A 21,221-nucleotide genomic window follows, 5' to 3' on the forward strand; every position below is an offset into this window, starting at 1 on the left:
CCTCACTGGCCAAGCCGTTCGAGCAGGGCCGGCACGTGGACCTGATCGGCCTTGTAGTTGCCGGTCAGGCTGTACATCACGATGTTGACCCCGGCACGATAGGCATATTCGCGCTGGCCCGGATCATCGGGAACGGTCGGGTAGAGCGGGTTGCCACCGGTATCCACCGCCCAGGCCGCGGCAAGATCATTGCCGGTGATGAGGATCGGCGTCACCCCGTCACCGGAACGGACGGGGCGCTCGCTGTCCAGCGGACCGGCCTCCGTGGCCTCGACCCAGAGCGGACTGGTGGCAAAGCGGCCAGGGAAACTGTCGAGCAGAAAGAAGGCCTTGGTCAGGACGTGATCATCAGGCACCGGCTCCAGCGCCGGGACATCAAGGCCTTCAAGGATCTCGCGCAGCTTCAGCGTCGCCGGCATGCCGGACAGGCCGGTGGCCGAGGTGGTGATATGGTCGCGGGTGTCGAAGAGGATGGTGCCGCCACCGCGCATGAAGCCATCGATGCGTCCCATGGTACGCGCATCCGGCTTGGGGCTCGCCGGGTCGATGGGCCAATAGAGCAAAGCGAAAAAGGCCAGTTCATCGCTGGAAATGTCGAGCCCGATAGGAGCACCCGGCTCCAGCGCCGTCCGGGCGGCAAGGTAACGCGACAGGCCGTCAAGACCGGCACGGCTGGCTTCGTCGATCTCCGGATTGCCGGTGATGACATAGGCCAGCCTGGTCTCGGTCGTTGCCTCAAGCGCCTTCAGGTCCTCGGACGAGGTCGCCTGCGCCCGGGCCGGTCCTGACGGTGTCATCAGGATTGCTGCAGTGCCGCCAATCGCCAGCGTGCAGACCACAGCGGATGCCATACGGGCCAGCCGCAGGCGGCTGAGCATCCCGGCCATCAGGAGAACGATGAGCGCATCCAGCGCCAGCAACAGGAAGGCTGCCGAGAACAGACCGGCGCGCATATCAACCGGCTCGGCATCGAGATAGGGCCGGACATCAAGGTTGGAACCGAAGGCGCTGGTGTCGAGGGGCATGAGGCGCTCCCCACCCGAAAGGAGGTTGAGGGCGCGGTAGCCATCTTCGGTGCCATAAAGGCCGGGCGGCGTGTCGCGGCTGGCGCGGGCTGCTGCAAATCCCGCCGCAGGAATGGAGGTGACGTCCCCGCGCGGCGGGACGAAGGCACCGAACCCATCGAGCAGCCGCAGCGGCGGCAGAACGGAGCGCACCTCGGTTTCCGCTGCTGTACCAGCCGGCAGAGCTTCGCCGGCATCAGGCGCAGCGGCCACGGCGCTGGCAGAGGCCACGATGCGGCGCAGCATGTCGACATAGGTGCCGGAGAGCGGCAGATTGGACCAGGCACTGTCCGCTGTCACATGGAACAGGACGATGGCACCCTCCCCGCGCCGGCCTGCGGTGACGAGCGGCGTGCCATCCGTCAGCATGGCCCAGCTGCGCTCGGGCAGATCGGCCGTCGGCTCGGCCAGCACCTGACGCGACACCAGCACCTCATCTGGAACAGCCAGGCCGGCAAAGGGCGAAGCTGCGGGGAACGGCGCCAGTTTCTGCGGCTGCTCCCAGGACAGGCTGCCGCCAAGCGTGCGGCCGCCGGCGCGCAGGGCAACCGGCAGAAGATCATCCGTACTGCCCGCCGTGCGCGGCCCGGCAAAGCGGACCAGCAACCCGCCACCGCGCACCCAGCGGTCCAGTGCCTCGACCGCCGGATCCGGCAGACGGCCGACATCGGCCAGCATGACGACAGAGACGCCCTGCTCCAGCAGCTCCGGGATTGCCGCTCCCAGATCGGTGGAGCGCGGCAAGCGCAGATCCGCAAAGGGCGCCAGCGCCCGCTGGAGATAATACAGCGGCGAAAGAAGAGGCTGGGCTTGATCGGCCCCAGCGCCGGAGATCAAGCCGACCGTGCGCCGGCGCCAGCTGTCGTCAATCAGCTTGACGGCTCCGGCCGCCCGCTCCCCGTCGATCTCGAGACGGGCAATGTCATTGCGCAGTTCGCTGGGCAGGGTGAAACTCGCAGAGGCCTCGGCAGCATCTGCCTCGAACCGGGCAATAGCCTCGCCGAGGACGAGACCCTTGGGGTCCAGTGCCCTGAGCTTGACATCGGCGGCGGCGGCGCCAGGCATGCGGATCAAGGTTGCGGTCAGGGCATCGGCCGTGCTGGACAACGCGGCGATGCCCTGCGGCGTGCGCGCACCGGTGTAGAGCGTCAGCGGCTTGGCACCGGCCAGGACGGCCAGGTCGCGCTGGAAGGCCCCGGCAGATGGATCCTCCAACCCGTCGGAGATCCACACGATATGGCCGGGCGGTGTTTCGGCCATGGCCTTGCGCAGGGCGGTCACCAATTCGGCGCGCTGCCGGTCCCAGGGCAGCGGTGCCATGGCGCGCAACCGTTCAGCGGCCAAAGTGGCGGATGTCGGGGTCAATGGCTGGGCAGGACCATCTGCCGTGGCAGCGAGGATCACCGGCACCGCGGCAGTCTCGGCCAGTTCCAAGACACTCCGGGCGGCGGTCAACTGGCGCTCCCAGTCCGCTGCCGAGGTCCAGCCGTTGTCGAGAAGAATGAGCACCGGGCCATCGCCGAACGCGATGCGGTCGGCAGGGCGCCACATCGGCCCGGCGAGCGCCAGGATCAGCAGCGCAGCGATGAGCAGGCGCAGCAAGGTGAGCCACCACGGGCTCTTCTGCGGCGTTTCCTCGCGCTTCTCGATGTCGATCAGCAGCCGGGTTGGCGGAAAGGTCACCTCGCGCGGGCGCGGTGGAGTGAAACGCAGCAGCCACCAGATTACCGGCAGCAGGACGAGGGCACCCAGAACAAGCGGCGTGGCGAAGGCGAGCGGCAGGCCAAACATCACAGTCGCCCTCCCTTGGCCGCAAGGGCATCCGAATGGCCGCTGAGGCGCTCGTGCAGCGCCAGCAGAGGCTCGGTAGCCGAGCGATCGGTGTGGTGCAGGATGTAGCTCCAGCCGGCGCGGGTGGCGATCTGGCGCAGGGCATCCTTGCGCTCGGCAAGGCGCGCCTGATAGGCCGCACGCCAGCCCTCGGCGCGTCCCGTCGTCAGCTTGAGGCCGCTCTCGGGATCGCGGAACTCGACCCGGCCATCGAAGGGGAACGTTTCCTCGATCGGGTCCAGCACCTGGACAAGCGCGCCGCGTGCCCCGGTTCCGGCCACCCGGTTGACCCACTCGGCAATGTCAGCGATCGGGTCGAGGAAATCGGCGATCAGCACCACGTCCGAAAAGCGCCGAATGCCGGTGGCGTCGGGCAAGGCGGCAGGCTTTGCCAGATGCACCAGCGCATCGGCCAGCCGCTCGGCCGCATTGCGGTCTGCCAGCGGACGGGTCACGCCCGGCAGGCCGATGCGCTCGCCGCTGCCGGCCAGCATATCGGCCAGCGCAAGCATCAGGACAACCGCCCGGTCGCGCTTTGACACGGCACTGAGACTGGAGCGGAAGGCCATGGACGAGGACAGGTCGGCCCAAAGCCAAAGTGTATGCGCCGCCTCCCATTCCCGTTCGCGGACGTAGAGATGGTCATCGCGGGCCGACCGGCGCCAGTCGATGCGGCGCGCCGGCTCACCCATGGTGAAGGGGCGGAACTGCCAGAACGTCTCACCGGGGCCGGAGCGGCGGCGTCCATGCCAGCCGGCGGACACGGTGTTGCCGATGTGGCGCGCGTCAACAAGGAGATCCGGCAAGGCGTCCGCAAGGCTGCGGGCCTCGCCCATGGTGGCAGGGCCGGCAAGCGAGGGGCTTGCGGCGGTGTCCCGCTCGGTCCTGGATGTGGCTGTCTCCGCGCCGCGCGCCATTCAGCTCTCCCGCCTCAGCCGATCCTGGACTTCAGCCGGCCGATCACGTCCCGGACGGTGTGACCGTCGGCACGTGCGGCGAAGGTCAAGGCCATGCGGTGTTGCAGCACGGGCTCTGCCAGCGCCAGGACGTCGTCGATGGACGGGGCAAGCCGTCCTTCCAGCAGGGCGCGGGCACGAACCGTCAGCATCAGGGCCTGGCTGGCGCGCGGGCCCGGGCCCCAGGCGATGAGGCGCTGCAGGTCATCGCCGGCGCCGGCGTCAGCCGGGCGGGCCGCCCGCACGAGCGTGAGGATCGCCTCGACGACGCTTTCGCCAACCGGCATGCGGCGGACGAGGGTCTGGATCGCGGCGAGTTCCTCGCCGTTCAGGACGCCCTTGGCCTTGGCTTCACCCGCCCCGGTGGTTTCCAGAAGAATGCGCCGTTCGGCCTCAAGCGAGGGGTAATGCACGTCGATCTGCATCAGGAAACGGTCAAGCTGGGCTTCCGGCAGAGGATAGGTGCCTTCCTGCTCCAGCGGGTTCTGGGTGGCCAGGACGTGGAACGGGCGCGGCAGGTCATGCGGCTGGCCGGCAACGGTGACGTGGTATTCCTGCATCGCCTGCAGCAGGGCCGACTGGGTGCGCGGGCTGGCGCGGTTGATTTCATCGGCCATCAGGAGCTGGCAGAACACGGGCCCGGCGATAAAGCGGAAGGCACGGGCGCCATCGGCCGACTGTTCCATGACTTCGGCGCCAAGAATGTCGGAGGGCATCAGGTCCGGGGTGAACTGGACGCGGCGGGCGTTGAGGCCAAGCACCGTGCCGAGCGTGTCGACCAGCTTGGTCTTGGCAAGGCCGGGAACGCCGACAAGGAGCCCGTGGCCGCCGGCAAGGATGGTCACCAGAGCGCGCTCGACGACGCTTTCCTGACCGAAGATGACGCGGGCGATATCCGCTTTCGCCTCGCCGATCCGGGCAACGGCCTTTTCGGCCTCGGCCACGATCGCGGCGGGATCCGTTTCTGGGGAGGGGCTGATTGCGCTCATCGCGGACCTCTTCGCTTTGCCTGCATCACCACCGGACGGACTGGCCGAACGGGCCATTGGTCCTGCCACTCTGACAGCATATCTTTACACCCGTAAGCCGCTAATTCTGGCAAGCAGGGCTATGCTGAGGCTACGCGGCAGACCGACGGGACAGATCACAGCGCCGGGACATGGCGGAACAATGGCGCGGCCGCGGCTCAGGATCGACAAGCCAGCGGCACAACGGGACAAGACGATGACGCAACTGGATGCAGGACTGACCGCGCTGCTGGCCCGTGCCGGCGCCGGCAATGGCCGCAAGCCGCCGGTGGAGCGCTGGAACCCGCCATTCTGCGGTGATCTCGACATGCGCATCGCGGTTGACGGCACCTGGCACTACATGGGCTCCCCCATCGGCCGGGAGGCCCTGGTGCGCCTGTTCGCCTCGGTGCTGCGGCGCGACGAGGACGGCGCTCACTATCTTGTGACCCCTGTGGAAAAGGTGCGCATCCGGGTCGATGACGCCCCTTTCCTGGCGGTCGAACTGCACGCGGAGGGCGAGAGTGCAGCGCAGCGACTCACTTTGCGCACCAGTGTCGGCGATGTGGTGACAGCGGGGCCGGAGCATCCCCTCCGCTTCGTGGTGGAGCCAGAGACTGGAGGCCTGAAGCCCTATGTGCTCATTCGCGGGCGGCTTGAGGCGCTGCTGTCGAGGCCACTGCTCTACGAGCTGGCTGCGCTTTTCGACGTCCGAAATGGCCAAACCGGCGTATGGAGTGAGGGAACCTTCTTTGCCTTGCCACCGGAGGCGCTGACTGTGCTGAGCGAAGACACGACCGGGGAGACTGCAGCGTGAGTGTTCTCGACCTTGCCCCCTTCGGCGTTGCGGAATTCCGGACCCGGGCCAGCGCCCGCCTGCCCGTGCCGGCGGACCTGGTGACGGGCGACCATGTTCTCAATCCGGACATGGGGCCTTATGCCAAGTGGACCGGCGCGCCGCGCGAGGCGGCCGTGCTGATCCCAATTCTTGACCGGGGACAGGGGCGGGCCAGCATGCTGTTCACCGAACGCACCGCCCATCTCAATGCCCATGCCGGCCAGGTGGCGTTTCCCGGCGGCAAGATCGACCCGGAAGACGGGACGCCGGAAATGGCGGCCCTGCGCGAGGCCGAGGAGGAAATCGGCCTCAGCCGCGATCATGTCGAGCCCTTCGCCCGGCTTGCCCCCTATCTCACCGGCTCGGGCTACCGGGTGACACCGATCATCGGCTTCGTCAGCGGCGATCCGGTTTTGACGCCGAACCCCGGCGAGGTGGCGGATGTGTTCGAGGTGCCACTCGGCTTCTTGATGGATCCGGCAAATCATTTGCGCCAAAGCCGGGACTGGCAGGGGAAGGCGCGCTATTTCTACGCAATGCCCTATGAAACCAGATACATCTGGGGCGTGACCGCGGGCATTGTCCGCTCCCTTTACGAAACGGTGTATGGCTGATGCTGCGCGTAGTTCTCACCCAGCTCTTGTTCTTCCTGATGCCGTTCATTGGCTATGCGATGTGGCTGTGGTTCACCCGCAAGGGACAAACCGCCGACAACTGGCGCAATGGTCCGGTGTTCTGGCTCATTTTCAGCGGCCTGTTGATCAGCGTTGGCAGCTTCGTGCTGATGGCAAGCTTTGACCGGATGCCGCAGGACAAGGAGTACAAGCCCGCCGAGTTCCGCGACGGCGTGCTCGTGCCCGGACGCTATGAATAGCGCATTGCCCTCGCTGGCGTCAGCCGCCTGGCTGACGGCCCCTGCCCTGCAGCGCGTCTTTGCCGCCATCGGGCGTGAGGGCGACGAATTGCGCGCGGTCGGCGGGGCGGTGCGCAACAGCCTGATCGGCGAACCGGTCATGGATGTCGACCTGTGCACGACGGCCCTGCCGCAGCAAGTGATGCAACGGGCGCAGAAAGCCGGGCTGAAGGCCATCCCGACCGGCATCGACCACGGCACGGTGACGGTGGTGAGTTCGGGCGAGGCCTTCGAGATCACCACCTTGCGCGAGGACGTGGAGACCTTCGGGCGCCACGCGGTGGTGCGGTTCGGGCGCGACTGGACGCATGACGCGGCCCGGCGCGATTTCACGCTGAACGCGCTTTATTGCTCCGCCGATGGCACGCTGCATGACCCCTTGGGCGGGCTTGCCGATTGCCTTGCGCGCCGGGTGCGTTTCATTGGCGATGCCAGCCAGCGCATCCGGGAAGACTATCTGCGCATCCTGCGTTTTTTCCGCATGCATGCGAGCTACGGCCGGGGGGATCTGGACGCCGAGGGCCTCAGCGCCTCGATTGCCCTGCGCGATGGTCTGCGCCAGTTGTCGGCCGAGCGGATCGGGACAGAGCTGAAGCGGCTGGTCACGACGGCGGGGGCCGCACCCGTCGTCCATCTGATGGAGGACAGCGGGATCCTGGAGATCGTCACCGGCGGGGTTGCGCGGCTTGCCGATTTCGAGGCGCTGAAGCACTTGCAGCCGGATCTGCCGGAGGCCGCCGCAGCGCCGGTCTGCCTCGCTGCGCTGTTCGGTTTCGGGACCGATGACCTTGAACGGCTGGCGGAGCGCCTGCGGCTGTCCAATGCCGAACGCGAGCGGATGGTTGGCGCAAGACAGGCAGCCGATCACATCGTGGCGGCCCCGGATGCGCAGCGCGTCGTCAAGGCGCTTCTTGTCGACGAGGGCGTAGCGACGGCGGCCGATGGTCTGGCACTGGCGGCCGCGATGCTGAGGGCCAGAGGCGAGGATGAAGGGCAGCTTGCCGCCTCGCGGGCCTTGCTGACGGACTGGACGGTGCCGGTGTTTCCGGTAACGGGACGCGACCTGATCGAGCTTGGGCTGGAAAAAGGCCCGGCGCTCGGGGCAGAGCTGGCGCGCCTCAGGACGGCCTGGGCTGACAGTGACTACACCGCCAGCCGCACCGACCTGCTTGCCCTGATGCGGGCTTAAGCCGCTCCGCCGCGAACGAGACCGGACGGCATCGGCGAGCCGTCCAGCATCGCGACCAGCAACCGGTTCGGATCGACCGGCCCGGGCATGACAATGCGGCCAAAGGGCACCGGATCGAAGCCGAAGGGTCCGTAATAGGGCGGATCACCCACCAGCAGCACGGCAGTCTCGCCGAGCCGCCGCGCCTCATCGAGCGCCGTGCGCATCAGGAGCTTGCCAAGACCCCGGTTCTTGTACTCCGGCGCGACAGTCAGCGGCCCGAGCAGCATCGCCGGCGTGTCGCCGATGCGGATGCGCGTCAGACGGACGGAACCAGCGACCTGATCGCCGGCCAGGCCGACGTAGCTGAGGCGCTCGTCATGCGGGATGCCCTCGCGGATGCGGAAGGCAGTGCGGGCAAAACGGCCAGGGCCAAAGGCTGCGGCTTGCAGGGCATCAACTGCGGCCTCGTCGCAGGGGTGCTCGAGGCGAATGAACCAGGTGTCGGCTTTCATGATCATGGGATCCGGGGCAGATATGGACATCAGTCGCGTCCGTTGCCCGGAACCGCCGAAGCGGGCGATCCGCTCAGCAGCCAGCAACCAGACGTGCGAAGGCGGACGAGAACGGATCTCGCCGGCAACGTCGTCGTCGTTGGTCGTGGCACGCGGTCATCGCATATCCTGCAGCTGGCTTCTGAAGCGAAGCCATAAAAATCCGACTATCACGCACAGGCGGACGAGGTCCACGAAAAAATCATCCGGCTCACCAGATCGCGCTCGGCGCCAGATGCCCGGCAATCTCGTCGAGGCGCCGCCGGGTGGCGCTGGTCACGTCCGCCGGCAAGGCGAGCGGGGAAAAGAAACGGGCCTCGGCGATCTCGGCATTGGGGACGGGGCTGCGGTTCGGCGGGGTCCACTCCGCAATCTCGAACAGCGCCACGTGATCGCGGCGGGTGGTTTCGCGGTTGTGGTAGAGGCCGAGCAGGACGGGCTCGCTGCGGGCCGTGATGCCGGTTTCCTCAAAGATCTCGCGTCGCGCCGCCTCGCTCAAGGTCTCGCCCACATCCACACCGCCGCCGGGGAAGTACCAGCCGGGCAGATAGGTGTGACGGACGAGCAGGACATAGCCGGAGGCATCGCGCACCAGGACACGCACCCCGAGCGTATGCGCATGGCGCAGGAGCGCAGCGCCGTGGATGAGGCGGCGGGTCAGGCGGGCGGGAAGGAACGACAGAAGCGAATGCATGGGACACTTATGCGCAGACCCAGCCGCGAGACAAGCCTTGCGGAGCGGCAACCGGCCAGTTGCTAACGGCCGGAAACCGGCCATGCGGAAAACGCAGCCCTGCCCTACCGGAAAGCTGGATTGTGCACGTGCGAAGAAAGGTTATATATCGCGCATTCCGATCAAAAAGCGGGCAGCGACTTGCACAATCCCTGCGCAAGGCTCTCGCCGGAAACCAAAAGAGTTCAAAATGTTCACCGCTCTGTTCACGCGCCGTCGCCGCACTCGCCGCTTCGCATGGAAGCCGGAGATTGACCTGAGCAACCCGCGCATTCGTGCCACCCTGTCGACCTTCAGCGCCAACTAAGGCTGCGAAGCACCGACACAAAAAGACGCCCGGCCTCCCCCGGGCGTTTTTTTATGGGCACGCGGCAGGGCTTTTTCCTTGACCGGCGCGTGCTGACAGCGAACATGCGGCCCATGTTTCGACTGGCGCATTTTTCCGACCCGCATCTTGGCCCCCTGCCGGACCCGAGCCTCTGGCAACTCGCTTCCAAACGCGTGCTCGGCTTCGTCAACTGGCGCCGCAACCGGTTGCGCGCCATGGGCGGCGATACGCTCGCCCGGCTGCTCGACGACATGGAAGCGGCCGAACCCGACCACATCGCCCTGACCGGCGACCTCGTCAACATCGCCCTGCCGGCCGAAATCAGCGCGGCCCGCGACTGGCTCACCGCCGTCGCGGCGCCGGACCGGTTGTCCGTGGTGCCCGGCAACCACGATGCCTATGTGCCCGGCGCACTCCGCAGCGCGATGCAGGCCTGGCACGCCTACATGACCGGCGACGACAGCGCCATGACACAGCATGGCGCAGCGCACTTCCCCTATTTGAGGCGGCGCGGGCCGGTTGCCATCATCGGGGTCTCGACGGCCAAGGCCACCGCGCCCGGCTTTGCCTCCGGACGGGTCGGCGTGCGCCAGACGCGGCGGTTGATGCAGATGCTGGATATGCTGGGTAAGGAGCAGGTGTTTCGGGTGGTGCTGATCCACCATCCGCCGTTCAAAGGCGCGACGAGCTGGTACAAGCGGCTGGAAGACGCATCCCGCGTGCGTGCTGCCGTCAAGCGCTCAGGCGCTGAACTGGTGCTGCATGGCCACACACATCTTGACAGCCGGACGGTGATCGAGGGGCCCAACGGGCCGGTCCCGGTCATCGGCGTACCGTCGGCCAGCCAGGGCCCGGGCGGGCGCAAGCCTGGCGCGCGCTACAACCTGTTCGACATTGCGCGCGGAAACGCCGGATGGATCTGCCATATGGAAGAACGCGGATTTGTCGAGGCCGGTGGCGGAATCGAGGTCATCGACCGGCTGAACCTGACCATCCCCGGATAGGTTCTTGAATGGGCAGCCCTTACCCCATCGGGTTGGCGAACCAGGCATAGGCGATGAGGCCGATCATGCCGGCAAGGATGCCGCCGAGAAAGGCGACAAGCACCGGACCCCAGATCACGCCACCCCGTGCCGCAGCGGCAGGCTGACCGTTGATGGCCGCCTTCATGCGCTTGTCGAGCCAGTCGCCCTCAAGGGCCCGCTCGCGCTCGATGATGCGCTCGGCGATATATTCCGTGACGCAGTCGGCCATGTCGTCGATGTCCGCGGTTTCGAGGATCACGACACGGCCAAGCCTTGTGTCCTTCAGGAAGCGGTAGGTGCGCCGGTCTCCGGCCACGGCAATGTGGCTTGTCATGTCGATCCACAGGCGCGGCGTCGTGCCCGGGACGATCTGGAACGAGAACTGGTCGTCGTTCTCGGGCACTTCCTTGAACACATCGGTCAGCTCGTCGGCGAGCATCTCCAGCCGCGTGCGTTCGGTCTCCTGCAGCTCGATCACCACATCGGCCCGCTCGGCCTCGCCAAGGCGGACCTTGCGGATTGCATCGCGCAGGTTTCGCACCTTTGCGTGGGGCACGACATTCGTCGGTGAACCGCTGGTCTGTTCGTTGGCCATGGTGATTCCAGGTTGAGGACGTCGCTTTTGTTAAGCGGACTTTTACCCAATTGCGCGGCAGTTAAAACCGCACTGACCGGCCCCCCGGCACTCGTCCACCGGCAATGTCGGCAGTTTGGTTAACCCTTCTTAAGACATTTTAACCGTTACCGCCAGCGCTGGGGCCGGCAGTTCACCGATCCGGCCGGATGATCGGCAGATGCGGGCCGACGCTGTCCGGCAACAGGCCGGAAAGGCGCGGGTCATCGATGACTTCCAGCGCGCGACGGTAAGGCGTGAACCCGCTGGCACAATAAAAGCCAAGCGCCGCCGGACTGTCGCCAGTGCAAGTGTGCACATAGAAGCGCCGCGTTTCGGGCCGCGCCCAGGCCATGTCCAGCCCCGCTTCCATCAGCCAACGGCCAAGGCCGCGACCTGTTTCCTGCGGCACCAGGCCGAAAAAGGCCAGTTCCACATTGGCCGGATCAGCATAGTCAAGTTCAAGCAACCCCACAGGCCGGCCATCCGCAACGGCAACGTGGATGGTCCGGGTCTCTTGCGCCAGGATCGCAGCAAGCCGGCCACGCGGCATCAGGAGGCGGGAGAACCAGAGCCATTCGTCGCCAATGGCGCGAAACAGCGGCAGGTATGTTTCTGGATCCGGCTTTTCCCAACGGGTCAACGTGACGCCCTCCGGAGCGCGCGAAAGCCGCGGGGCCGGCCGGGCAAACATCTCGAGATAGGTGACAACAAAGGCGATCTTGCCGGGCGGAAGATCTGTGTATCCGTTCAAATTGAGGGCGGTCATGAAAAGTCCTGGAGGGTTCTGGCGAGTCCTTGGGGGCGCAAACAAGACCATCGCTTAGCACCCGCCGCCGACAACCGACAACCGGCATTTGACGCAGATTGCGACCATTAACCCTGTGTTAACCATATGTGCCCAGCATGAAGGCATGGCAAAGATCGGAAACAATTTCGGTAACAAATTCGGAGGCAGGTCCGGCAACAAGTTCGGGCAGCAGAAAGAACGTGTCACTCTCAAGGACTACAATGACGCCTGGGCGACTGTCCGCAGAAAATCGATCGAGAAGACCAAGGCGTTGTCGCAGGAAGTCCAGAACTCAATCTACCAGACGACTGTGACGGTCAGCCAGCAGCAGACATATGATGCCTTCCAGGGCAACAATATCAGCACCGCTTCAGCACTGTCCCGTCTGAACATCCTGGTCTGACGCGCCTCAGCCTGAACCACATCCCTGCCCCCGCCTCAGATTGATCCGATTGTCTTCAGCTTGACGCGCGGATGCACCTCGTTCTGGCTCATCACGGTCGTGTGGGCGCGGAAGCGTTCGACAATCGAGCGGACGAAGGGACGGGTTTGCGGTGAAGTCAGAAGCACCGGCACTTCGCCCTGCTGCGCCGCCTTTTCAAAGGCATCACGCACCAGCGTGACGAACTCCTGCAGTTTCGACGGCTGCATCGCCAGCTGACGGTCATCCCCTTCCCCGACAATCGCCTCGATGAAGGACTGCTCCCATCGCGGGGACAGGGAGACAAGCGGCAAATACCCCCCCGGCGACATGTTGGCCGCACAGATCTGGCGGGCCAGCCGCGTGCGCACATGCTCGGCGATGGTGTTGGTATTGCGGGTGAAGCCGGCGGCTTCGGCGACGCCTTCCAGAATTGTGCCGAGATCGCGCACGGAGATGCGTTCGCCCAGCAAGGTCTGCAGCACGCGCTGGATGCCAGAGACGGTGATCTGGGACGGGATCAGGTCCTCGACCAGCTTGGCCTGCTCCCCTTTCAACTCCTTCAGCAACTTCTGCACATCGGCATAGGTGAGCAGTTCGGCGACATTGGCCTTGATGGTCTCGGTCAGATGCGTCGACAGGACGGTCGCGGGATCGACAACGGTGTAACCGCGAAGGGACGCATCCTCGCGATAGATCGCCTCGACCCAGGTGGCCGGGAGGCCGAAAGTCGGCTCGGTGGTGTTGGTGCCGGGGATCTTCACCTGGCCGCCAGCCGGATCCATGACCATGAAACGGTTGGGGAACAGCATGCCCTTGCCGGCATCCACTTCCTTGACCTTGATCGTGTAATCATTGGCGCCGAGCTGAATGTTGTCGAGGATGCGCACCGGCGGCATGATGATGCCCATATCGGCCGCGACCTGCCGGCGCAGGGCCTTGATCTGCTCGGTGAGTTGATCCGGCTGCCCGGTCTGCTGGCCGTTGATCAGGGGCAGGAGCGCATAGCCAAGCTCGATGCGCAGTTCGTCCATCTTGAGGGCGTCGGTGATCGGTGGTTCGGGAACCGGCTTCGGGGCGGCCTCGACAGCCTTGACCGCCGCAGCCTGGAAGGCCGTCACCTTTTTCGCGTTGCCCGCCTTGACCGCCAGCCAGCCGGCCAACGCCGCAAGCCCCAGGAACGGCACCATGGGAATGCCGGGCAGCATTGCCAATGCCACCATGACGAAGGACGACATGCCCAATGCCTTGGGATAGCCGGTGAACTGCGCGACCAGCGCCTTGTCGGCCGAGCCGCTGACGCCAGCCTTGGAGACGAGAATGCCGGCGGCAGTGGAGACGATGAGCGCAGGGATCTGCGACACCAGACCGTCGCCCACGGTCAGGATCGTGTAGTTCTGCGCCGCTTCGCCAAAGGTAAGCCCCATCTGGGCCACACCAATGACGATGCCGCCGATGACATTGATGAAGGTGATGAGCAGACCGGCGATGGCATCGCCGCGCACGAATTTCGAGGCACCGTCCATGGAGCCAAAGAAGGTGCTTTCCTCCTCCAGTTCCTTGCGCCGGCGCTTGGCCTCCGTCTCGTCGATCAGTCCGGACGACAGGTCGGCATCGATGGCCATCTGCTTGCCGGGCATGGCGTCCAGGGTGAAGCGCGCTGCAACTTCAGCGATACGCCCGGAACCTTTGGTGATGACGATGAAGTTCACGATCACCAGAATGGCGAAGACGATGATGCCGATGACGAAGTTTCCGCCCATGACGAACTTGCCGAAGGACTGAATCACCTGACCGGCTGCCCCGGTCCCCTCATGTCCTCCGGCCAGGATAAGACGGGTCGAGGCCAGGTTGAGTGCCAGGCGCAGCATCGTCGAGATCAGCAGGACTGTCGGAAAGGACGAGAACTCAAGCGGCTTCTGGATGAACAGGCCCGTCATCAGGATCATCACCGACAGGATGATCGAGATCGCCAGAAAGAAGTCCAGCAACATCGCCGGCATCGGCATGATGAGCATCACGAGGATAACCATCACGCCGACCGCCAGGCCGATATCGCCCTTGCGGATGGAATCCAGGAACTCGCCAGCCGACGGCAAGCCGAAGCTGGGCACGGCCGGCGGGCGCGGCGGTGTCGGCGGTGTCGGCTCGTTGGCGGACGTATCGGTCATGGGGTGCCCCTGGCCTGCCCTGGTTCAGTGGTCACGCGCCACGCGCCTCGCCGGGCCCCGGCACCAGGACGCCTTCGTCCATGTACTGGTTCAGCTTGTTGCGCAGGGTGCGGATCGAAATGCCGAGAATCTTGGCGGCATGAGTGCGATTGCCAAGACAATGATCGAGGGTGTCGAGAATGAGATCCTTCTCGACATCGGCCACCGTGCGGCCAACGAGGGAACGCGAGACCGCCTCCGCTGTCTCTACGGCCCGTTCCACCGGGCTGCGGGTCACGGTGAGCGGACTGCCGTCCGGCATGCGGATCGCGTCGACGCCGATCTCGGGACCGTTGGCGAGCAAGATTGCCCGGTGCATGGTGTTTTCCAGCTCGCGCACATTGCCCGGCCAGGGATTCCCGGTGAGGGCACGCCGCGCATCGGCGCTGATTGGCCGGTCCGGAAGGCCATTCGCCTGGGCATAGTGGCGGGCAAAATAGCTGGCCAGTTCCAGGACATCCGCCGGACGGTTGCGCAGCGGCGGCAGCTTGAGATTGACCACATTGAGGCGGAACAGAAGATCCTCGCGGAATGTGCCCTGACGGACACTGTCCGCAAGATCCCGGTTCGACGTAGCAATGATGCGGATGTCGACAGGGACGGGACGCGTACCGCCAACCCGGTCGATCACCCGTTCCTGGATCGCGCGCAGGAGCTTGGCCTGCAGGCGGACGTCCATCTCCGAGATTTCGTCCAGCAGCAGCGTGCCGCCATCGGCTTCCTCGAACTTTCCGACACGGCGGGCAACAGCCCCGGTGAAGGCGCCCTTCTCATGGCCAAACAGTTCGGATTCCAGCAGTTGCTCCGGGATCGCAGCGCAGTTGATGGAGATGAACGGCTTGCCCGAGCGCGAGGACGAACGGTGGACGTGCCGCGCGATGACTTCCTTGCCGGTACCGGACTCGCCGGTGATCAGGATCGAGGCATCAGAGGGGGCAACCTGCTCGGCCAGTTTCACCACCGCCGCCATCGCCTCGTCGCGGTAGATGAGATCGCCGCGCTCCTGGGCGACAGCGGCCAGAACGGCCGCGATCATCTCCGGATCCGGCGGCAGCGGGATGTATTCCTTGGCTCCGGCACGAATGGCGGCAACAGCCGCGCGGGCGTCGGTCTCGACACCGCAGGCGACAATCGGCACGTGGATGCGCTCATCGGCAAGGCTTGCGAGAAGCGCGGCGATGTCGAGCTTCACGTCCACCATCAGCAGATCCGCGCCGCGGCCCGACCGCAGCACCTTCAGAGCGCCCTCAGCATCCTCGGCATGGGTCACCTGGGCACCGCGCTGCATCGCGATCCTGGAAGCCGTGGTCAGCTGACCACCCAGCGTGCCAACAATCAGCAAGCGCATCGTCGTCTCCTGCTCAAGCTCTTAGCGCTCGGCCTTGATCATTTCCGTCATGGTCACGCCGAGCTTGTCCTCGACGAGCACCACTTCCCCACGTGCCACAAGGCGGTCGTTGACATAGATGTCGATCGCCTCGCCAACCTTGCGATCCAGCTCGAGAACGGTCCCCGACGCCAGCTTCAGAAGGTCAGATACATGCAGCCTCGAGTGCCCCAGCACGGCAGAAATCCGCACTGGAACATCGAACACCGCCTCAAGATCCGCCGCTGACTGCGCGGTCCCGGCGTTTTCATCCCGCTCGTCGCGGCGCCGGCCTTGCGGCGAGAGTTCATCGAGCTGAATGCCGCGATCACTGTCACTGGTCATGCTTCAGTCTCCCTGGCCCCTGCGACGGCAGCCTGCCGGGTTCGTGCCCGTGCAGCGGCCTTGGCCTCGAAATAGTTGCGAATGGACAGGTCGACTTGCGCCTCGACCGCCTTGCGGTCACGCATGATGCCGCCATCGGCCCATTCAATCCGGCAATCGCCCCGTGCAATCTCCGGCTCGCCCAGAAGGACGAGACGCCCGTCAAAGCCCTTTTCCCGCACCACGGGGTCAAGCCGCGCCTTGAGCGGCTCCACATCCCGCTCCGCCACCCGGATCACCAGATGCGGCGCCTGCCGCAACGGGCCGAGGCATTCCGACACCAGCGCCACGGTTTCACCCAGCGGATTGCGGGCAATCAGATGGGCGCTCAGACGGCGCGCGACCAGGAATGCCAGCGTCACCGCGTCCTTCTCGGTCTCCTCGCGCGCCTCGTCGAGTGCCCCCAGCAGGCGGGAGACGACCTGGACCAGGTCGCCAACCTGATCGACCAGGCGACGCTCCTCTCCGGACCGCCCCTCCATCAGCCCTTCCGCGTGCCCCTGGCGACGTGCGTCCTCACGGGCGGCGGCGATCAGACGTTCGTGCTCGGCCACGGTCATCATCGGTTCGACGGGTTCCGGCGGCGCCGTTTCCTTGGGCACCTCCGGTACGTTGAAATTCTTGTCGAACAAGAACTTCGACGGTTTGCTCAGGCGTGACATACGCTGATCCTAAGGTTGCCCGAGATCAATAGATGATCTCGTCGTCATTCTTCGACTTCGAAATCATGAGTTCGCCGCGTGCAGCGAGATCCTTTGCGGTGTTGACCATGCCGGTCTGGGCTTCATCGACATCGCGCAGGCGAACCGGGCCGAGCGCCTCCATATCGTCCTGCAACATCTTGGCCGCACGGCCAGACATGTTGGAGAAGAAGAACTCGCGCACCGCATCGTTGGAGCCCTTGAGCGCGATCGCCAGCCGATCCTTCTCGACGTTGCGCAGCAAGGTCTGGCAGCCGGCCGCATCGAGCTTCATCAGATCGTCGAAGGTGAACATCAGGTTCTTGATGCGTTCGGCAGACTCGCGGTTCTCTTCTTCCAGCGCCGCCAGGAAGCGGGCTTCCGTCTGGCGGTCGAAGTTGTTGAAGATGTCCGCCATCATCTCGTGGCTATCGCGGCGGCTGGTGTTGGTGAGGTTCGACATGAACTCCTTGCGCAGGGTCAGTTCGACCTTTTCCAGCACCTCCTTCTGCACCGCTTCCATGCGCAGCATGCGGTTGATCACCTCGAGCGCCAGATCTTCCGGCAAGATGCCGAGCACCTTGGCGGCATGATCGGGGTCAATCTTCGACAGCACGACGGCAACGGTCTGCGGGTATTCGTTCTTCAGGTAGTTGGCGAGAACGTTTTCCTGCACGTTGGAAAGTTTCTCCCACATGTTGCGGCCGGCAGGACCACGGATTTCCTCCATGATCGTCGCCACCTTGTCGCCGGGCAGGAAGGCAGCCAGCAGGCGCTCGGTCGCGTCCACATTGCCCATCAGCGATCCGCGCGACGACAGGCGGCGGACGAAATCGGCAAACAGGTCCTGCAACATGTTGGGTGTTACCGGGCCAAGCTTGGCCATGGCAGCAGAAATCTGGCGCACCTCGATCTCATCGAGACGGGCCCAGATCTGCTTGCCGTGCACTTCACCAAGCGCCAGCATGAGAACGGCCGCACGCTCCGCTCCTTTTAGCTCGCGCTCAATCCCGTCGTCGGAGACGGTCAGCTGGTTCTGAAGGGAATCCGTCGCCATATCTTATGCCGCCTCATCCAGCCAGCCGCGCACGATGGTCACGGCCTCGGTCGGGTAATCTTCGATCATTGCGCCAACCTTGGCGATGGACGAGGCCTGCAGCGCGCCTTCGCGCTTGGCCTCTTCCAGCCACTCGATCACGATGCCGTCGTCCTCCTCGACCAGTTCACCGGCCGGCAACTCAGACTGGGCGACCAGCGTTCCATCCGGAGCGATGACCAGTTCCTGGGCCGTCTTTTCTTCCGGCGTCACGATCCGCTTGAGCAGCGGGCGCACCACGAAGAGCAGCAGCAGCAACGAGATCAACATCAGCACGCCAAGCTCGGCAAAGCGCATGATGTCGTCGCGGGTGAAGTCAAACATGCCGGCTTCCGCCGTGTCGAAGTCCGGCTCAGGCGCGGTGGCAAAGCGCAGGTTCACGACCTCGACCACATCGCCGCGCGCCGCATCAAAGCCAACCGCCGAACGTACCAGCACGGAGATGCGATCCAGGACCTCCTGCGGGCGCGGTGCATATTGCATCACGCCTTCCGCATTGGGCTCATAGATCCCGTCTACCAGCACAGCCACCGAAAGGCGTTTGACGCGGCCGGCCTCGATGACTTCGGTCCGGATCGCCTTGGACACCTCGAAGTTGACGATCTCCTCGGTCAGGCTGGATCCTTCGGTGTCGCCGCCGGCCCCGCCCGCATCCGCGTTCGGGATCTGGTTGCCGGCCGTCACACCGGCCTGCTGGTTGGTGCGGGTGGTGTTTTCTTCCTTGCTCTGGGTCGAGCGAACGACCTGGCCCTCCGGATCGAAACGCTCCTGGGTTTCGGTGATCCGGTTGAAATCAACGTCGGCTGCGACACGGACGCGGGCGCGACCCGGCCCGACCACGCTGTTGAGGATTTCCTCGATCTGGTTGCGCAGCCGCTGCTCGACCTCGAAGGTCCGCTCCTGAATCTTGCCGGCGGACATGTTGTCCGGATTGTCATCTCCGACGGTGGCCAGCAGGCGGCCGGCATCATCCACGATCGACACGCGCTCAGGCGTCAGGCCGTCAACAGCTGCGGCGACCAGATGCTGGATGGCCCGGATCTCGCTTCCACCGAGGGAGCCACGAACCTTGATCGCAATCGAGGCAGACGGCGGACGGACGTCGCGCTGGAACAGCTGGCGCTCCGGGATCACCAGATGCACACGCGCCGAGACAATGCGGTCGATCGAACGGATCGTGCGCGCCAGTTCGCCTTCAAGCGCACGCAGGTGATTGATGTTCTGGACAAAACTCGTGGCACCGAGCGTATCGGAGCGGTCAAATATCTCGTAGCCGACCGAGCCTCCCGTCGGCAGGCCCTCCTCGGCAAGGCGCATGCGGGTGCGGGCAATCTGATCCTTCGGAATGAGGATGGTCGCCCCCTCCTGGCGCAACTGATAAGGGATCGCCAGTTGCTCCAGATTGTTGACGATCTGGGCGGAGTCCTCGATCGTCAGGTTCGAGTAGAGTTGCCCCATTTCCGGAGCGGTCACCCGGAAGATGATGAAGGCGAACATCCCGACCAGAATTGCCGCCACCGCGCCCATCGCGGCGATGCGCGTTGGACCCATGGTCCGAATGAATTCGATCAATCCGTTCACGTTTGCCCGCTCAACTTGTTTGCCCCGCCGCAGACACCAGGGGAATCGAATCCCCCGCATTGCCGACGCGCCATTGTCCGATAGGCAAAATTTGCCCGCCAGAAGGTAAACAAGTTATTAACGAATATCGGCGCCGCGAACGGGAATGGCTGTTTTCAGCCAGTTCTGACTGCCGCCTCATTTCGCAAAACGGTAGAAAGTGCCGAGCAGCATTAACCAATCACTCATATCTGGCGAAAGGCGGGACCGAATCCGGGCGCGAGGTCGCCCTACCTCCCTCTTGCCTCGCACGGCGATGGCCATAAAAAAAGCCTGGCCGGTGGGCCAGGCTTAGGTGTTGGAGGTTCAGTCCGTGCGCGCGGGGGGCGCCGGGCTGTTAATTTCGGTACTGCTGAACCCGCGTAGCACGCAGGCCAGCCAGTCCGTGGCGCTCGATTGAGCTCTGCCAGGACAGAAACTCCTCAACCGTCAGCGTGTAGCGCTGGCATGCTTCCTCCAGCGACAACAAGCCACCACGAACTGCGGCGACGACCTCGGCCTTCCTCCGGATCACCCATCTCTTGGTGCTCGGAGGTGGCAGATCCGCAATCGTCAGCGGACTGCCGTCAGGCCCAATTACATATTTTACACGCGAACGAATTTGCTCGGTCATTGTACTCTCACACAAACCATGACCAGGTTTAAAAGTGAGATTACACGCCGGGATTTAAAATTTACCTAAGCAACGATACACCGATGATTAACCACGAAATTGCAATTTCTTCAGTTGTTATTAAAGTCTTCGTCGCGATTTGCATTGCCTTTGTTCGGACACATTAACGCAGCGCTAACCATGAAATGGCGGATGACGCAACGGCTTCAACAAAAAGGCGGCCGACGCGAAAGCGTCAGCCGCCAGACAGCAAAATGGAAGTACTGAAGATCTTAAAGGGCTGTCGAGGAAACCGACTTCACGGATGCGACCGGAATGCGGACATCGCCGATTTTCAGGTATGCCGTGCCGCTGGAAATATCAACTTTGTCGACTTTTCCCTTCACTTCGGTCGTGACCGTCTGCTGATTGCTGCCGGAGTCAAAAACCGAGAACTTGACCGTATACGCTCCCGGGCCTGCAGTTCCGCCCTCGCTCATCTTGCCATCCCAAGTGTAGGTGCCGCTGCCCTTGTTGAGACTGACGTCACCGCGATAGACCAGCGCACCGCCGGAGTTGCGCACCTCCACCGTACCTTTGGCATCGTTGGGGACCGAGTAGTTCCAGGTCGCCTGACCGTCAGCCATCATGGTCGTATCGCCTGAAGCCGAAACATAGGACCCCAGATACGATACATAACTGCTGGCCTGCCCCGACTGGATAACGCTGAGCAGGCTGGCAAGCTGTTCGTTGGTCTTAATCCCTTGCTCGACGGTCGAATACTGAACCAGCTGCTGGGTATATTGAGCCGGATCCATAGGCTCCAGCGGGTTCTGATTCTTGATCTGCGTCGTCAACAAGGTCAAGAACAGATCATAGCTGCCGAACAGGGCCTTGCGGCTCTGTTCGGTTGCCGAGTTTCCGGAAGCTCCCGCTGTGCCGGCACTGCTGACTGTTGTCATGACACTTAAACTCCTTCAGTCGTTCCGCACTTCGGACAGCTTGCCGTTTCGATCAAACGCAGTGCAGCCCG

Annotated in this window: 21 protein-coding genes; 6 read left to right on the forward strand and 15 right to left on the reverse strand. The window is 64.4% G+C overall.

Translation table 11 applies throughout. The annotated features are described in order from the left end of the window. Positions 1-2: 2 nt before the first annotated feature. The 3 genes from C8348_RS15580 to C8348_RS15590 all read right to left on the reverse strand — a co-directional run bounded on the left by C8348_RS15580 (position 3) and on the right by C8348_RS15590 (position 4,839). Entirely contained in the window at positions 3-2,855 is a 2,853-nt protein-coding gene (locus tag C8348_RS15580) for a DUF4159 domain-containing protein (protein ID WP_106754296.1), read from the reverse strand. After that, positions 2,855-3,730 carry a DUF58 domain-containing protein gene (locus tag C8348_RS15585; protein ID WP_106754409.1) on the reverse strand — a complete coding sequence of 292 codons (876 nt, stop codon included), beginning with the start codon at positions 3,728-3,730 and terminating at the stop codon, positions 2,855-2,857. Before C8348_RS15585 ends, C8348_RS15580 begins: the two co-directional genes overlap by 1 nt. A gap of 95 nt (positions 3,731-3,825) precedes the next feature. Then, positions 3,826-4,839 (reverse strand): AAA family ATPase, encoded by a 1,014-nt coding sequence (locus C8348_RS15590; protein ID WP_106754410.1) that lies wholly within the window; start codon positions 4,837-4,839, stop codon positions 3,826-3,828. 181 nt (positions 4,840-5,020) lie between these two features. Between C8348_RS15590 and C8348_RS15595 the strand changes: the two genes are divergently transcribed. From C8348_RS15595 to C8348_RS15610, 4 genes are read left to right on the forward strand one after another with little or no spacing between them, the layout of a single operon-like run. Next, complete coding sequence (locus C8348_RS15595; protein ID WP_106754297.1) at positions 5,021-5,674, forward strand: DUF1285 domain-containing protein; 654 nt, start codon at positions 5,021-5,023, stop codon at positions 5,672-5,674. After that, entirely contained in the window at positions 5,671-6,309 is a 639-nt protein-coding gene (locus C8348_RS15600; protein WP_244294032.1) for a CoA pyrophosphatase, read from the forward strand. Before C8348_RS15595 ends, C8348_RS15600 begins: the two co-directional genes overlap by 4 nt. Further along, the gene (locus tag C8348_RS15605; RefSeq protein WP_106754298.1) at positions 6,309-6,569 is read left to right on the forward strand and encodes a DUF6111 family protein; all 261 of its coding nucleotides are present in this window, start codon (positions 6,309-6,311) and stop codon (positions 6,567-6,569) included. Before C8348_RS15600 ends, C8348_RS15605 begins: the two co-directional genes overlap by 1 nt. Next, on the forward strand, positions 6,562-7,797 hold the full coding sequence (locus tag C8348_RS15610) for a CCA tRNA nucleotidyltransferase (protein WP_106754299.1): 1,236 nt from the start codon (positions 6,562-6,564) through the stop codon (positions 7,795-7,797). Before C8348_RS15605 ends, C8348_RS15610 begins: the two co-directional genes overlap by 8 nt. Here the strand turns inward: C8348_RS15610 and C8348_RS15615 are convergent. Together C8348_RS15615 and C8348_RS15620 are read right to left on the reverse strand one after the other, a co-directional pair. Next, positions 7,794-8,321: a GNAT family N-acetyltransferase gene (locus tag C8348_RS15615; protein WP_425270826.1), complete on the reverse strand. Its 528-nt coding sequence runs from the start codon at positions 8,319-8,321 to the stop codon at positions 7,794-7,796. The two genes, C8348_RS15610 and C8348_RS15615, sit on opposite strands and share 4 nt — an antisense overlap. Before the next feature lie 220 nt (positions 8,322-8,541). After that, the gene (locus tag C8348_RS15620) at positions 8,542-9,024 is read right to left on the reverse strand and encodes an NUDIX domain-containing protein (protein WP_106754300.1); all 483 of its coding nucleotides are present in this window, start codon (positions 9,022-9,024) and stop codon (positions 8,542-8,544) included. Positions 9,025-9,483: 459 nt separating this feature from the next. On the opposite strand from C8348_RS15620, the gene C8348_RS15625 reads away from it, so the two are divergent. Next, on the forward strand, positions 9,484-10,395 hold the full coding sequence (locus tag C8348_RS15625) for a metallophosphoesterase family protein (protein WP_106754413.1): 912 nt from the start codon (positions 9,484-9,486) through the stop codon (positions 10,393-10,395). Positions 10,396-10,414: 19 nt separating this feature from the next. On the opposite strand, the gene C8348_RS15630 is transcribed toward C8348_RS15625, so the two are convergent. After that, complete coding sequence (locus C8348_RS15630) at positions 10,415-11,011, reverse strand: hypothetical protein (protein WP_106754301.1); 597 nt, start codon at positions 11,009-11,011, stop codon at positions 10,415-10,417. A 172-nt stretch (positions 11,012-11,183) separates the two neighbouring features. After that, entirely contained in the window at positions 11,184-11,798 is a 615-nt protein-coding gene (locus C8348_RS15635) for a GNAT family N-acetyltransferase (protein ID WP_106754302.1), read from the reverse strand. 145 nt (positions 11,799-11,943) lie between these two features. Between C8348_RS15635 and C8348_RS15640 the strand changes: the two genes are divergently transcribed. Next, on the forward strand, positions 11,944-12,222 hold the full coding sequence (locus tag C8348_RS15640) for a hypothetical protein (protein ID WP_106754303.1): 279 nt from the start codon (positions 11,944-11,946) through the stop codon (positions 12,220-12,222). Between the two features lie 35 nt (positions 12,223-12,257). Here C8348_RS15640 and flhA read toward each other — a convergent pair whose 3' ends face one another. The 8 genes from flhA to C8348_RS15680 form a co-directional block, all read right to left on the reverse strand. After that, complete coding sequence (gene flhA / locus C8348_RS15645; RefSeq protein WP_106754304.1) at positions 12,258-14,411, reverse strand: flagellar biosynthesis protein FlhA; 2,154 nt, start codon at positions 14,409-14,411, stop codon at positions 12,258-12,260. A gap of 31 nt (positions 14,412-14,442) precedes the next feature. Beyond that, the gene (flbD, locus tag C8348_RS15650) at positions 14,443-15,798 is read right to left on the reverse strand and encodes a sigma-54-dependent transcriptional regulator FlbD (protein WP_106754305.1); all 1,356 of its coding nucleotides are present in this window, start codon (positions 15,796-15,798) and stop codon (positions 14,443-14,445) included. A 21-nt stretch (positions 15,799-15,819) separates the two neighbouring features. Continuing rightward, the gene (fliN, locus tag C8348_RS15655) at positions 15,820-16,161 is read right to left on the reverse strand and encodes a flagellar motor switch protein FliN (protein ID WP_106754306.1); all 342 of its coding nucleotides are present in this window, start codon (positions 16,159-16,161) and stop codon (positions 15,820-15,822) included. Next, positions 16,158-16,862 (reverse strand): FliH/SctL family protein, encoded by a 705-nt coding sequence (locus C8348_RS15660; protein WP_106754307.1) that lies wholly within the window; start codon positions 16,860-16,862, stop codon positions 16,158-16,160. The genes fliN and C8348_RS15660 overlap by 4 nt, the downstream gene beginning before the upstream one ends. Before the next feature lie 25 nt (positions 16,863-16,887). Beyond that, entirely contained in the window at positions 16,888-17,937 is a 1,050-nt protein-coding gene (gene fliG, locus C8348_RS15665) for a flagellar motor switch protein FliG (RefSeq protein WP_106754308.1), read from the reverse strand. Between the two features lie 3 nt (positions 17,938-17,940). Continuing rightward, entirely contained in the window at positions 17,941-19,557 is a 1,617-nt protein-coding gene (gene fliF / locus C8348_RS15670; RefSeq protein WP_106754309.1) for a flagellar basal-body MS-ring/collar protein FliF, read from the reverse strand. Between the two features lie 376 nt (positions 19,558-19,933). After that, positions 19,934-20,209 (reverse strand): CtrA inhibitor SciP, encoded by a 276-nt coding sequence (gene sciP, locus C8348_RS15675; RefSeq protein ID WP_106754310.1) that lies wholly within the window; start codon positions 20,207-20,209, stop codon positions 19,934-19,936. 272 nt (positions 20,210-20,481) lie between these two features. Continuing rightward, the gene (locus tag C8348_RS15680) at positions 20,482-21,150 is read right to left on the reverse strand and encodes a flagellar hook assembly protein FlgD (RefSeq protein WP_106754311.1); all 669 of its coding nucleotides are present in this window, start codon (positions 21,148-21,150) and stop codon (positions 20,482-20,484) included. Positions 21,151-21,221: the final 71 nt, after the last annotated feature.

Source organism: Pannonibacter carbonis, from assembly GCF_003012935.1.
Taxonomy (GTDB): Bacteria; Pseudomonadota; Alphaproteobacteria; order Rhizobiales; family Stappiaceae; genus Pannonibacter; species Pannonibacter carbonis.

What these genes read in the sequence shown, in the direction of transcription:
- C8348_RS15580 (WP_106754296.1), bottom strand. Translation starts at nt 2,855, where the DNA reads ATGTTTGGCCTGCCGCTCGCCTTCGCCACGCCGCTTGTTCTGGGTGCC.
- C8348_RS15585 (WP_106754409.1), bottom strand. Translation starts at nt 3,730, where the DNA reads ATGGGCGAGGCCCGCAGCCTTGCGGACGCCTTGCCGGATCTCCTTGTT.
- C8348_RS15590 (WP_106754410.1), bottom strand. Translation starts at nt 4,839, where the DNA reads ATGAGCGCAATCAGCCCCTCCCCAGAAACGGATCCCGCCGCGATCGTG.
- C8348_RS15595 (WP_106754297.1), top strand. Translation starts at nt 5,021, where the DNA reads ATGGCGCGGCCGCGGCTCAGGATCGACAAGCCAGCGGCACAACGGGAC.
- C8348_RS15605 (WP_106754298.1), top strand. Translation starts at nt 6,309, where the DNA reads ATGCTGCGCGTAGTTCTCACCCAGCTCTTGTTCTTCCTGATGCCGTTC.
- C8348_RS15610 (WP_106754299.1), top strand. Translation starts at nt 6,562, where the DNA reads ATGAATAGCGCATTGCCCTCGCTGGCGTCAGCCGCCTGGCTGACGGCC.
- C8348_RS15615 (WP_425270826.1), bottom strand. Translation starts at nt 8,321, where the DNA reads ATGTCCATATCTGCCCCGGATCCCATGATCATGAAAGCCGACACCTGG.
- C8348_RS15620 (WP_106754300.1), bottom strand. Translation starts at nt 9,024, where the DNA reads ATGCATTCGCTTCTGTCGTTCCTTCCCGCCCGCCTGACCCGCCGCCTC.
- C8348_RS15625 (WP_106754413.1), top strand. Translation starts at nt 9,484, where the DNA reads ATGTTTCGACTGGCGCATTTTTCCGACCCGCATCTTGGCCCCCTGCCG.
- C8348_RS15630 (WP_106754301.1), bottom strand. Translation starts at nt 11,011, where the DNA reads ATGGCCAACGAACAGACCAGCGGTTCACCGACGAATGTCGTGCCCCAC.
- C8348_RS15635 (WP_106754302.1), bottom strand. Translation starts at nt 11,798, where the DNA reads ATGACCGCCCTCAATTTGAACGGATACACAGATCTTCCGCCCGGCAAG.
- C8348_RS15640 (WP_106754303.1), top strand. Translation starts at nt 11,944, where the DNA reads ATGGCAAAGATCGGAAACAATTTCGGTAACAAATTCGGAGGCAGGTCC.
- flhA (WP_106754304.1), bottom strand. Translation starts at nt 14,411, where the DNA reads ATGACCGATACGTCCGCCAACGAGCCGACACCGCCGACACCGCCGCGC.
- flbD (WP_106754305.1), bottom strand. Translation starts at nt 15,798, where the DNA reads ATGCGCTTGCTGATTGTTGGCACGCTGGGTGGTCAGCTGACCACGGCT.
- fliN (WP_106754306.1), bottom strand. Translation starts at nt 16,161, where the DNA reads ATGACCAGTGACAGTGATCGCGGCATTCAGCTCGATGAACTCTCGCCG.
- C8348_RS15660 (WP_106754307.1), bottom strand. Translation starts at nt 16,862, where the DNA reads ATGTCACGCCTGAGCAAACCGTCGAAGTTCTTGTTCGACAAGAATTTC.
- fliG (WP_106754308.1), bottom strand. Translation starts at nt 17,937, where the DNA reads ATGGCGACGGATTCCCTTCAGAACCAGCTGACCGTCTCCGACGACGGG.
- sciP (WP_106754310.1), bottom strand. Translation starts at nt 20,209, where the DNA reads ATGACCGAGCAAATTCGTTCGCGTGTAAAATATGTAATTGGGCCTGAC.
- C8348_RS15680 (WP_106754311.1), bottom strand. Translation starts at nt 21,150, where the DNA reads ATGACAACAGTCAGCAGTGCCGGCACAGCGGGAGCTTCCGGAAACTCG.